This window comes from Paenibacillus sp. FSL H7-0714 (genome assembly GCF_038003765.1).
Taxonomy (GTDB): Bacteria; Bacillota; Bacilli; order Paenibacillales; family Paenibacillaceae; genus Paenibacillus_AQ.
On the sequence record NZ_JBBOPT010000001.1, the window covers coordinates 1,155,169 to 1,167,244 of the forward strand.

Annotated in this window: 10 protein-coding genes; 8 read left to right on the plus strand and 2 right to left on the minus strand. The window is 39.0% G+C overall.

Annotated features, from left to right (window positions below; translation table 11 throughout):
• Positions 1-6 precede the first annotated feature (6 nt).
• The 3 genes from NST34_RS05065 to NST34_RS05075 are packed head-to-tail and all read left to right on the plus strand — an operon-like array spanning position 7 to position 3,046.
• Positions 7-729 carry a 6-phosphogluconolactonase gene (locus tag NST34_RS05065; protein ID WP_076299168.1) on the plus strand — a complete coding sequence of 241 codons (723 nt, stop codon included), beginning with the start codon at positions 7-9 and terminating at the stop codon, positions 727-729.
• A gap of 14 nt (positions 730-743) precedes the next feature.
• On the plus strand, positions 744-1,655 hold the full coding sequence (locus NST34_RS05070; RefSeq protein WP_341127298.1) for an ROK family protein: 912 nt from the start codon (positions 744-746) through the stop codon (positions 1,653-1,655).
• Positions 1,656-1,660: 5 nt separating this feature from the next.
• Positions 1,661-3,046, plus strand: coding sequence for a family 4 glycosyl hydrolase (locus tag NST34_RS05075; protein WP_341127299.1), 1,386 nt, complete (start codon positions 1,661-1,663; stop codon positions 3,044-3,046).
• A 69-nt stretch (positions 3,047-3,115) separates the two neighbouring features.
• Here NST34_RS05075 and NST34_RS05080 read toward each other — a convergent pair whose 3' ends face one another.
• Positions 3,116-4,099, minus strand: coding sequence for a tRNA dihydrouridine synthase (locus tag NST34_RS05080; RefSeq protein ID WP_076283935.1), 984 nt, complete (start codon positions 4,097-4,099; stop codon positions 3,116-3,118).
• Positions 4,100-4,143: 44 nt separating this feature from the next.
• The gene (locus NST34_RS05085) at positions 4,144-6,420 is read right to left on the minus strand and encodes an AraC family transcriptional regulator (RefSeq protein ID WP_341127300.1); all 2,277 of its coding nucleotides are present in this window, start codon (positions 6,418-6,420) and stop codon (positions 4,144-4,146) included.
• A 249-nt stretch (positions 6,421-6,669) separates the two neighbouring features.
• On the opposite strand from NST34_RS05085, the gene NST34_RS05090 reads away from it, so the two are divergent.
• From NST34_RS05090 to NST34_RS05110, 5 genes are all read left to right on the plus strand, one after another.
• The gene (locus NST34_RS05090) at positions 6,670-7,593 is read left to right on the plus strand and encodes an ABC transporter permease (protein WP_081951042.1); all 924 of its coding nucleotides are present in this window, start codon (positions 6,670-6,672) and stop codon (positions 7,591-7,593) included.
• Positions 7,594-7,649: 56 nt separating this feature from the next.
• Positions 7,650-8,504 (plus strand): carbohydrate ABC transporter permease, encoded by an 855-nt coding sequence (locus NST34_RS05095; RefSeq protein ID WP_371915721.1) that lies wholly within the window; start codon positions 7,650-7,652, stop codon positions 8,502-8,504.
• A 72-nt stretch (positions 8,505-8,576) separates the two neighbouring features.
• Positions 8,577-10,178 carry an extracellular solute-binding protein gene (locus tag NST34_RS05100; RefSeq protein ID WP_341127301.1) on the plus strand — a complete coding sequence of 534 codons (1,602 nt, stop codon included), beginning with the start codon at positions 8,577-8,579 and terminating at the stop codon, positions 10,176-10,178.
• Between the two features lie 80 nt (positions 10,179-10,258).
• On the plus strand, positions 10,259-11,071 hold the full coding sequence (locus tag NST34_RS05105) for an MBL fold metallo-hydrolase (RefSeq protein WP_339269095.1): 813 nt from the start codon (positions 10,259-10,261) through the stop codon (positions 11,069-11,071).
• Between the two features lie 31 nt (positions 11,072-11,102).
• On the plus strand, positions 11,103-11,966 hold the full coding sequence (locus NST34_RS05110; protein ID WP_042185300.1) for a DMT family transporter: 864 nt from the start codon (positions 11,103-11,105) through the stop codon (positions 11,964-11,966).
• The last annotated feature ends 110 nt before the right edge of the window (positions 11,967-12,076 follow it).

Below are 12,076 nucleotides of genomic sequence, written 5' to 3' on the forward strand. Positions count from 1 at the left end.
AGCAACATGATCAAAATCTTTGAGAATGAAGAGGAAGTAGCAAACGAAATTGCCAGAGAGATGAAAGATCATTTATTTACTGATCAGCATCCCGTGTTCTGCCTGGCTTCAGGGAGTACTCCACAAAAAAGCTATCAGAAATTTTCCAATGATGCGGACCTCCAATTGAAAATCAAGAGGCTTAACATCGTTAGCTTGGATGAGTGGGTTGGCATTGACAAAAGCTCTGAAGGAAGCTGCTATCAGATGTTGAATCAAGATCTGTTCTCGCAGATTTCACTGGATAGCAGACAGATTGTGTTTTTTGATGGAACATCGCCGGATATGAAGCAGGAATGCTTGCGAATTGATCACTTTATCGAGCAACACCCAATTACATTCAGCTTGATGGGCGTAGGTATGAATGGGCATATCGGATTAAATGAACCTGGTAGCCCAGTATTAAATTACAGCAGTGTTGTGGAGCTGTCGGAAACAACAAAGACTGTCGCTCAAAAATATTTTCATGAGCAGACTGAATTAAAGCAAGGCATTACATTAGGTTTGGAACAGATTGCAAGTAGTAAAAGAGTGGTTGTCGTCATAACTGGAGAGCGCAAAGCTGAAATCGTGAAGGAGATTTTCACAAACTCTGACGCACGGCTGCCTGCTCAGCAATTGCTCGGCTATGATCATATAGATTTCTTTTTAGATGCTGCAGCCGCCAAATATATGGATCAGTCATCATAGTTGAGGAGCGTAATATGGGTAACTTCGTTATTGGTGTTGATATTGGAGGTACAAATATAAGGGTTGGATTAGTGAATGAGCACCTTGAACTTGTTCGGAAGGAGTCGGCATTAACAAGAGATTTCCAAAATGCTGACGAAATTTTCAAAACCGTCAAGGAAATGACAGCGAAAGTCGATCATGAACAGCTAGCAAGCAAGATAGGTATTGTATTGCCGATTCCTTGGAATGATCAAACACAGTTTATTCGAGATATAACCAATATCCCTTGCCTAGAGAATGTTAGTATCGAAACTATCAGGGCGTTCTTTCCGAATTATGAAGTGTTTTTTGAGAATGATGTAAACGTGATCACAGTGCTTGAATCGGATTATGGAGCTGCCAAGCCGTATAATCAATCCATTTATATAACGGTTAGTTCAGGAATTGGATGCGGTATCATACTTGATAAGAAAATTATTCAAGGGGCTCATGGATATGCGGGCGAGATCGGAAGCATGATTATTTCCGACAGCAAAAGAAACCACTCAACGTTGTATAACGGCACTTTGGAATCCCTATGCAGCGGCATTGCTCTTGAAGCGGAAAGTAAGTTTTTATATGGCATTGATGCCACGTCGGGTTTGTTGTTTGAAAGATATCATATGGGAGATCGGCAAGCGATTGAAGTGATCGACAGGTGGGTTGAGTACTTTTCCAACGCAATTGTTTCTTTGATGCAAACAATTGATCCGAATATTTTTGTTATCGGAGGAGCGGTCATTCATCACAACCAGTGGCTGATTGATAGAGTGATAGAAAGCGCTAAAAAGAAAGTCCTTCCACATTTAAAAGAGAACATTAAAATCGTGTTAACTGAATTTGGCCCTGATGCTGGAATTATTGGTGCTGGATATAACATATACAAAAAGACAAAAGGAGCTTGAAGATCATGAAAAAGTTGAAGGTTGCGTTAATCGGAGCAGGAAGTGTTTCCTTTGGACTAGGAGCACTTCAAGATCTCGTGTTATCAGAACGCTTGAGAAATCAAGTAGAACTCGAAATCGCGCTTATGGACATTGTAGAAGAAAACGTGAATAGAACATACAAGTATGCAACCGAAATGTTTACGGCATTTTCTCATCCTGCGAAGATTTGGCAAACGACGAATTTGGAAGATGCCTTAAAGGATGCTGATTTCTCTATCGTTGCGATTGAGGTAGAGAGATATCACTACTGGTCACAAGACTTTCACATTCCACGGCGTTATGGTAGCAAACAGCTATATGGTGAGAACGGCGGTCCAGGATCTATGTTCCATACATTGAGAAATCTAGGTCCAATGCTGGAAATTGCAAAGACGATGGAAAAGGTCTGTTCAAATGCCTGGCTAATTAACTATACGAATCCGGAAGCAAAGCTAGTGGAAGCCATTTCCAAATTAACTTCAATCAAAGTGGTGGGCTTGTGCCATGGTTTAGACATGGGTATTCATCAGCTAGCTGAATTTCTGGAGATGGATAGTAAAGATATTGCGATTGAAGGCGGCGGATTGAACCACTTTGGCTTCTTCACGAAGATATGGAACAAGAACACGGGAGAAGATTTATATCCTCTATTCCACGAGAAAGAAAAGCTAGCTAACCGTTTGGCACATTTCGATCATATTGGATTATCCAGAACGTTGTACCATACGTACGGATACTATCCTTACCCAGGTACTAACCATTGCGGTGAGTATATCTCATGGGCTGAAGATTTCTATGCTGGACTACCCTTGCAGTTCCGTTACGACCCAATGAGTGAGCAGCTGTGGAAGAAGGACTCCAGAACACCTGAATTTGTATACTGTGCAAGTGGCAGTACTTTGGATAAAGGCTTATTTGAGAATACGCTGAATCAAGAGCAGTGGTCTGAGCAGGCTTATCTATTTGATAAAGATAAGGTTCAAATCAGTAATGAATATGCAGTGCCAATTATCGAAGCGATCTTCTTCGACGATGAAATCGAGCTGAATGCTGTTAATATGCCAAACCATGGTGCGATTAAAGGACTTCCAGAGGATATGGTCGTTGAAACACAAGCGATCGTTAACAAAAATGGTATCGAATTTAAGCCAATGACGGTTGAACTGCCAACTGCCATTATCGGAACGATCCATATCCAAGGTACAATCCATAAGCTGTTACTTGAGGCGTTTGTTGAAGAGTCGAGAACAAAATTGCTGCAAGCGATTCTGCTTGATCCGCAAGCTCCAACCTATTATCAAGCTTGTGCGATGATCGATGAAATGTGTGAACTGCAAAAAGAAATGCTGCCAAAGCTTGAGTGGAATTAGGTTATCTTTAATAAAAAAGGCCTCTGTCTGATGAAATTCAGAACTGAGGCCGTTAATTTTTATTACGAATTACTCTAATTCTTTATCTAAAAAAGGTTGCACCAATCGCCGCACCTCATCGGTTGAATTCGTCTCCATCAATTGATTTTTTAGTTCGTCGGCACCATCAAATCCACGAATATAGATTTTGAAGAAGCTCCGAAGTGGATTAAATAGACGTGGTTCATGTTCTTTTGAATATTTATCGTGAAGATCTAAATGAAAAAGTAGTAAATGAAGAAGTTCCTCCACACTATGTTCTTTAGATTCTAGTTCAAAAGCGTATGGATTCTTGAAAATACCTCGGCCAATCATGACACCATCCACGCCGTATTGTTCGACTAATTTTAAGCCTGTTGCACGGTCAGGAATATCTCCGTTAATCGTTAACAACGTATTTGGAGCAATTTCATCGCGTAATTGTTTGATTTCAGGGATAAGCTCCCAGTGTGCATCTACTTTACTCATTTCTTTTTTGGTACGAAGGTGAATGGAAAGATTCGCAATATCTTGTTTCAGTATATGTGTTAACCAATCGCGCCACTCGTCAATCTCAGTGTAACCTAATCTTGTTTTCACACTAACCGGCAATCCACCAACTTTTGCTGCCTGGATAATTTCTGCCGCTACTTTAGGATGTCGAATTAATCCAGCACCTTTTCCATTGGTTGCGACGTTTTTTACTGGGCATCCCATGTTAATATCGATACCACGAAAACCAAGCTTTTTCATATCCATGCACATCTGTTCAAAATACTCCGGTTTATTACCCCAAATATGAGCGACCATCGGTTGTTCATCTTCTGTGAACTTTAATCGACTAAGTACACTTTCTTTTACTTTTACTTTAGGGTGACAGTAATATTCTGTATTTGCGAATTCCGTGAAAAACACATCTGGTTTTGCAGCTGCACTAACCACGTGACGAAATACAACATCTGTGACATCTTCCATAGGTGCCAATATAAAAAACGGCTTTGGTAAATCAAGCCAAAAATTTTGTTCGTTACTCATTAAGTTCTCCTTCTTTTACAACATTTTGCCCATCATACATAGTATCATTTTTTTTCGCTTGCTGCACAAAATTGTAGAGGGTCTCTTTTTTTTCTATAATCGCTCGGGGTTATACCAGTACTATTCTTAAATAAACGATAAAAATACGAACTACTAGTAAATCCAGTTTTTTCTGCGATATCAACAATGGTACATTCAGAGGTCTTCAACAGCTCTTTGGCTTTATTCAACCGCATTTCACTAATTATATCGGGTAGTGCTTTTGTAGTTAATTGTTTATATAACCGGCTCAAATAGATTGGAGACATCGAGAGCTCGTCTGCAATTGAATTTATGCACAGGTTGGAATTGCTATAATCTCGCTCAATAATTTGATGTACTTTTCTAATGAGATCTTCTTGTTTTGTACTTCTTTTCTCTTCGAGTTTTTCACTTATTTCTTCAAATATCTTGTAATATGGAGTGTTGATTTCTTCCATGGTTTCAACATGATTTGGTAGTAAGAACGTTGTATCGAATTCGGGTAATGTTAAAATCGCATTGTTCTTTTTTAATGTTCGCAAGACGTTATTAACAGTAAGTGCTAAATGCGATACGACAAGTTGAACAACGGTAAAAGAATATTCTGATATTTCTCCTACGATATCAATATAGATGCTCCGTGCCTTTTCCGCATTTCCTGACATCAAGGATTCAATGAACTGTTTTTCTTTGTGAACTGGAAACATATATTCTTTGGATTTTAAGTTCATAATGTCAACCGAAAAGAGGATGCTGCCGTATCCTTTGAATAATCGATGATAAGAAGCCTCAAGTACTTGCTTGTAGACTAAGATGCATTGCTCAATGGATTCCTTCACAGGACTAAAGGTAATCGTGATGGATAATTTTAAATGTTTGGTGATTGACAACTGCATAAGCTCTGCCATTTCAATCAACGAATCCCGTTCCGTTATATAAAGCGGATCATGAAAGTTTAGCAAAAGTAAAAGACTATCATCCCCCATATCAATGGCTTCGACTTGAAAGATCGGTGAAGAAATTTCTGTACAAATGTTCATTATGGCATATTTGAGCAATTTTATATCTTCTTTGTATTTCTCGAGGACTGTGGGGAATTGATCGATCCTTATCAAAACAATCAGTGATTTATTATTAACCATAAGCTCTGAATTGAAGTAATGTAATTTCTGTTGTAATACCTCAGCATTATTCGTTTCTCTACCTAAAATCGTATTTCTAAGAAAATCCTGTTTGAGAATATGTTGATGGTTACGTCTTTCTGTTTCCAGGGTTTTGAACTTGCGTATGACTTTGTCAATCGGGCGATATATGCTATGGGATAAAGTTAACGAAATCAACAATCCTAAGAGAAGAATGCCAATACAGATAAATAATATTCGATACCTCATTTCATTTATTTCTTGAGTGATATTGCTATAAGGGGTAATCCGAACATATTTCCAGCCTAATGAATCGGGTGTAGTAAACGTTATTAAAGATTTAACTCCATCCACAGTGTCTACAAAATATGTAGATTCTGATGTATCCTGAATAATTTTCTGTATATAGGTTTTATCAGATATATCAGTTAGCATCTCTTGCTTATCACTACTGGAATATAATATTCCATCCTGATTAATGATAAACGTGTTATTCTCCGAGATCTCTTTCCCCGACTGATCCATTCGCAGGCCTAACCATGATGCCGAGATATTGACAACAACAGCTGTATTTAAATCTTTATTATCATCAATGACGCTATAACATAAGTAAGTGTAGCTTGATACTGGAGTGGTCTGAACCGAACCGATGTTATAGGTTCTGGGAATCGGTTGAAAGGGGCGATGTTCTTTGAATTTCATAAAAAGGTCTAGAATTCCATCATCATCCAGTTCGGACTTCGGTTGAATTCCGCTTCGTGAATTATTGGAACTAATATAGAACTGATTGGATTTCGCATTATATACATAAATGGATTCAATGAATGGTAAGGATGCGCGATAGTTATCAAGTTGTTGCTGTGCAAAAATGACATCATAGATATTCAAGTCCGCATAATACAACAACTTAGATACCGCAGAATCATAGTAAATCTGGGAGGACAGTGAGGTAACAGTCTCTGTCATAGTAGATAATTGCGTTTTAATTTGATTTAGACTATTTGAATCGGAACGATAAACTTGTTTAAGTGCGATGCTTGTAAAGTTCATATAAAGAATAGTTGAAGTTATCAAAAGGGTAATAACAACACATCCAATAGAGCCAAGGAGTATTCGGCTGTAAACTTTTTTATGCTCTTTAGACCAATGTTTTATCATTTTTTGAAACCCCTTTCATCGCTGGTCTGAGTATAAATCATCAGTCTGGTGCTTTCAATCAAATTTATAAATCCAGCAGCCGAAATTAGGTTAAATGTAGTGAATATTCACAAAAGTACAGAAATTTCATACTTCACAAATACCGAGATTACAGCAATGTGTGTCATTGTACAGTATATTATCGAATCCGCTTCTTCTATGATTTGGAAGTAAGATTCACGAGCAATTCTATTCAGGAGGAGGTCAGTCATGTTTAAGAAGAAAGGTTTTTTTTATGAATTAAATAAGAATAAAATCATGTTTTTGATGATAGCACCGACACTGCTTTTTTTCTTAATAAATTCTTATGCTCCAATGGTCGGCATCTATTATGCATTCACAAGTTATGATTTTGCAGGTGGTTTATTTGGAAGTCCGTTTGTAGGGTTAGACAATTTTAAATTTTTAACGCAATCTGGAATTCTGTTGAAGTTGACAATCAATACGCTTGGATACAACGTGGTTTTTATCATATTAGGTAACGCGGTATCTATAGGGGCAGCAATCCTATTAAGTGAAGTCCGAGGGAAGCTATTTAAAAAGTTATCACAATCCATTATGTTTCTACCCTACTTCGTTTCGTTTGTTCTGATTAGTGTTTTAGCGTTTAACATGTTTAACGCTGATTCTGGTTTTGTTAATCAGTTACTCAAATCGTTCGGATTGGATCCAGTAGACATATACAATACACCATGGCTCTGGCCATTTCTGATTACAGCATTTTATTTATGGAAGAACCTGGGTTATTCCATGGTCATTTATCTTGCATCCATCATGGGAATTAGCGATGAGTATTACGAAGCTGCCAAAATTGATGGTGCAAATATTTTTCAGCGAATCTGGTATATTACCATACCTATGCTGAAGTCAACATTTATCATTCTGCTCTTATTTGCACTCGGAAGCATTATGAAAGGTCAATTCGATCTGTTCTATCAGCTTGTCGGGAACAACGGAGTGCTCTTCAACGTTACGGATATTGTAGATACTTACGTTTATCGATCTTTGAAAGTTAATTTTGATATTGGTATGGCAACTGCTGCTGGTTTGTATCAGTCTATCTTCGGATTTGTAATGATTATGACAGTGAATTATATCATCAAGAAAATTAATGATGACTACGCATTGTTCTAAAGTAGGGAGGAGGGATTACATTGGATGACAACATTCTAAGTTCTAGAGTTTTCCGCATGATGGCTTACCTGATTATTATGATTTTTTCTTTGCTCTGTCTCTTTCCTTTCCTTCTGATCATTTCAGGCTCATTGACAGCCAATGAATCCATTATTCGCGACGGTTTTCACTTGATTCCTAAAGTGTTCTCGCTGGAAGGTTATGAAATGGTATTTATCTTTCCAACTCAGCTAATCAAGGCTTATGGTGTAACGATTTTTGTAACTGTGATTGGAACGTTGGTGGGATTGTTTCTTATTACGATGGCGGGTTACGTTCTGCAGAGGAAAGATTTCAAGTATCGCAATCATTTGTCCTTCTTCATTTATTTCACAACGCTGTTTGGAGGGGGGCTTGTGCCCTGGTACATCATGCTGACTACATACTTTGGGCTGGCAGACACCTATGCCGTACTGATATTACCTGGTCTTATGACACCTTTTCTCATTATTTTAATGAAAAACTTTATCAAATCTGCGATTCCGGAAGAATTATTCGAATCGGCCAAAATCGATGGCGCGAACGACTTTAGGATCTACTACAGTATCGTGCTGAAGCTTGCTATGCCTGGCATAGCGACTGTCGGTCTGTTCCTTGCTCTGACGTACTGGAACGACTGGTTCATGTCTTCTTTGTTCATTAATGACGTTAGCATGTATCAGCTTCAATACTACTTGTATAACACGATCAATACCATGATGTTCGTTTCTCAAATGGCCACTGGAACCGGTGTAACCCTAGGGCGTGACATTCCGACAGAGTCGACCAAGATGGCAATGGCGATCGTCGTTACTGGACCCATTATTTTCTTATATCCGTTTGTGCAGCGATATTTTGTGAAGGGATTAACGATTGGTGCAGTGAAGGGTTAGTACCGAAAGCAAACGAAAGGAACTCGTATGCGATCGGCTGACATAGATCATTTAATTAAGGGGAGGGTTAGTATGAGAAAAGGAAAAAAGAAATTGTTAACGATCGGCACTTCTTTATTCTTAACTGCAAGTTTGTTTGCTGGCTGCAGTAGTAATAGCACGAATACTAAGGAGGCATCGTCAGAATCAACAACGAATTCGAATTCGAATACCAGTACTCCAGCACCAGAAGCATCAGAAGCGACTGGAATCGACACATCCAAGAAAGTAGAGCTTCAGTTCTATATGCTGGGCGATGCCCCAAAGGATTTAAATCTCATTCAGGATGAAGTTAACAAAATGGCATTAGAAGATTTGAATGCAACCGTCAAATTCAACTTCACAACCTGGACAGACTGGGAGTCGAAGTATAAGCTTCTGTTGTCCTCAGGGCAGCCGATTGACCTGATCTTTACGGCAGAATGGACAAATTACCAGTCATATGCGGTGAAAGGGGCTTTCCTTCCGCTAGATGATCTCCTACCGAAGGCTGCACCTAAGCTACAAGCATATGTACCACAGGATTTCTGGGAAGCAGTCAAGGTTGATAAGAAAATTTACACCGTTCCAGCTATCTGGAAGGAGTATGTAAATGATGGTATTGCCTATCGGGAAGATTTGCGTAAAAAGTATAATTTGCCAAAGCCGGAATCACTCGAAACGCTAGAGCAGTATTTGGATGGCATACGCAAGAATGAACCGGATATGCTACCTCTGGCGGATACTGAGGTTAGTCATGTAGATTCCATCCGTCAAATGACCACTACGACTGTGAATACCAACGATAAAGTTCCATATGGACTTAGCATCATGTATGACACTCCAAGAGACGTAACCAGCTATTGGGGCTCTCCGCAGCATTTGGAAGATTTAAAAATGTTCAGGAGTTGGCAAGAAAAAGGGTACTTTATGAAGAATATGCTGAACATTAAAGATAGTGGTAGTGATATATTTGCTGCCGGTAAAGCCGCAGCAATTTTGGGAAGTGAGAATCCTAACCGCTTTGGTGATGCTGTTGTCAAAGTGAAATCACTGCATCCGAATTGGGAGCTAGGCTATTCCCCGTATCCCAATATGAAAGGATTCTCTTCACCCGTTCACCCGATTCATAATGGCTTTGCAGTTCCACGCAGCAGCAAAAACCCAGAGAGAGCTCTTGCTTTCTATGAGAAATTGGTCACGGATAAACGCTACAATTGGCTGACGCAATACGGTATTGAAGGCAAGCATTTTGAAATTGAAGATGGGAAATATTATAAAATGCTTGGTGATGCCCAATCAAATGGATTCACAAGAGAAGGTATGAATGGATGGGCATGGAGAAATCCGGAGTTCATGTTGTTTGATAAGAGCTATCAAGCTGTGCTAGACATGTTCGATGAAATGGATAAGATAGCAAAACCGAATATTTTCCAAGGTTTCGGAGAGGATTGGACGTCTTATCAAGCAGAGAAGGCGGCCCTTCTACAAGTTGAAAAGCAGTACTTATATCCTTTGAATGATGGTATGGTTAAGGATGTTGAAGCCGGCTTGAAGTTATTTATGGAAAAGGCGAAAAAAGCTGGTCTCGATAAAATTCAAGCGGAATACACGAAGCAATGGTTGCAGTATTTGGATGATGCAAATATTAAGTGAGTGAGCCAGTTTAGAGTGTTACTCGGAGAGAACAACAGGATTAACCTCCTGTTGTTCTCTACTACAAGGGTGGAATATTTATGAAGGTTCTTTTTCATGGAACGGCTGCATTTGAAGGAATTCCCTCGCTATTCTGTCATTGCGAGACTTGCAAGCATGCCAAAGTACGTGGTGGAAAAAATATTCGTACACGCACTTCGGTCTTGATTGATGAAATACTTAAGATTGATTTTCCGGCGGACACCTTACATCATTCCATTCGTGATTCTGTAGATATGGATAAGGTTCGCGATTTATTGTTTACACATTCACATTCCGATCATTTGTATCCTGAAGATTTACTGATTCGTGCGCTTGGTTATGCTCAATTTAATGAAGAGGAAGAACTTCATCTATACGGTCATGATTTGCCTATTAAGCACTGTAGTCAATTGCTTGCCACGGAAAGGCATCGCTTCCAACTTCACAACTTGAAGCCCTTTGAAACCGTACAAACACAAACAGCTACGATTACGCCATTGCTTGCCAATCATGATTCTAAAGAAACTTGTTTATTGTATTACATAGAAAAGGATGAAAAAGCCATTTTCTATGGTCACGACAGCGGTTGGTTTCCCAAACAGACTTGGGACTGGTTGAAAGGAAAAAAACTGGATCTTGCTATTCTAGAATGTACGACTGGGAATGCCCCAAATTGTGAAGTTCACATGAATGTTGAAGATACTCTAAAAACACGGGAATGGTTAATCGAGAATTTTGTTATGAAAGCAGAAGGGCGAATCGTAGTCACTCATTTCTCTCATAATGCTCATCTGTTGCATGAAGATTTGGTTCATATTTTTGAGCCGAATGGGATTACAGTAGCATTTGATGGGATGCAACTGGACATATGAGTTAGCGCATAAGTGAAATGAGGATATTTTTATGATTTCAATGGCATTCTTTTTAGTTTTATTTTCAGGTATTACCCATGCGGTATGGAACCTATTTACAAAGAGAAGTTTGAATAAATACGTATTTCTCTGGTCGATTCATATTGTTGGTACACTTGCTCTATTACCTTATTTTATTATTGAGCTGCTCCAAGTTGAGCTTCATGCGGAGACACTTGGCTATATGGCGATATCTGCTTTATTTCAAGGGTCGTACTTCATTTTCCTCTCTAAATCGTATTCCTATGGTGATTTATCGCAGACCTATCCAATCATGCGAGGTACTGGTGTCATGCTAGTGACCTTGTTAAGTGTTGTGTTATTCGGGGATTCCTTAACTCTAGTAGGCTGGATAGGCTTTTGTTGTATCATAGTAGGGCTCTTTATTATTAGTGGAATCGTTAATCGTCATGCAAATCAAGGGAAAACGACTCATTCTATATCCATTTTTTATGCAATTGTAGTAGGGATGTGTGTTGCAGGCTATACATTAATGGACAAACTAATTGTCCAGCAATTATCTCCACTATCAACGCTTGAATTATCCAATATTAATTATGTAATCGTCGCTTTCTTCATGGTTATAAGAGCCGGTCGTGCACAAATTATAAGGGAATGGCAACAAAACTGGAAAATGATCTTGATTGGTTGTATTTGCTCGCCAGCTTCTTATTTTATGTTTCTGATGGCGATGAAGCTTGCTCCACTAGCTTCAATTGCGCCAATACGAGAAATTGGAACTGTTGTAGGTACGATTCTTGGCATACTTGTACTAAAAGAGAAGCAAGGAGTACGAAGAATTATCATGTCGGCTGTGATTACCTGTGGGATCATCTCCATTGCCATATGGGGATAAGTTGATTTACTAGAATTGAGGACTACGTTCTGACCGTATAGGGTAAAAATGAAAGGCCTCTCGTAGGAATACGAGAGGCCTTTCATTCTGTTAAGCATTAGATAGTTTTA

Excerpts from the sequence above, each read along its gene's own strand:
- NST34_RS05065 (WP_076299168.1), top strand. The coding sequence starts at position 7 with ATGATCAAAATCTTTGAGAATGAAGAGGAAGTAGCAAACGAAATTGCC.
- NST34_RS05070 (WP_341127298.1), top strand. The coding sequence starts at position 744 with ATGGGTAACTTCGTTATTGGTGTTGATATTGGAGGTACAAATATAAGG.
- NST34_RS05075 (WP_341127299.1), top strand. The coding sequence starts at position 1,661 with ATGAAAAAGTTGAAGGTTGCGTTAATCGGAGCAGGAAGTGTTTCCTTT.
- NST34_RS05080 (WP_076283935.1), bottom strand. The coding sequence starts at position 4,099 with ATGAGTAACGAACAAAATTTTTGGCTTGATTTACCAAAGCCGTTTTTT.
- NST34_RS05085 (WP_341127300.1), bottom strand. The coding sequence starts at position 6,420 with ATGATAAAACATTGGTCTAAAGAGCATAAAAAAGTTTACAGCCGAATA.
- NST34_RS05090 (WP_081951042.1), top strand. The coding sequence starts at position 6,670 with ATGTTTAAGAAGAAAGGTTTTTTTTATGAATTAAATAAGAATAAAATC.
- NST34_RS05095 (WP_371915721.1), top strand. The coding sequence starts at position 7,650 with ATGATGGCTTACCTGATTATTATGATTTTTTCTTTGCTCTGTCTCTTT.
- NST34_RS05100 (WP_341127301.1), top strand. The coding sequence starts at position 8,577 with ATGAGAAAAGGAAAAAAGAAATTGTTAACGATCGGCACTTCTTTATTC.
- NST34_RS05105 (WP_339269095.1), top strand. The coding sequence starts at position 10,259 with ATGAAGGTTCTTTTTCATGGAACGGCTGCATTTGAAGGAATTCCCTCG.
- NST34_RS05110 (WP_042185300.1), top strand. The coding sequence starts at position 11,103 with ATGATTTCAATGGCATTCTTTTTAGTTTTATTTTCAGGTATTACCCAT.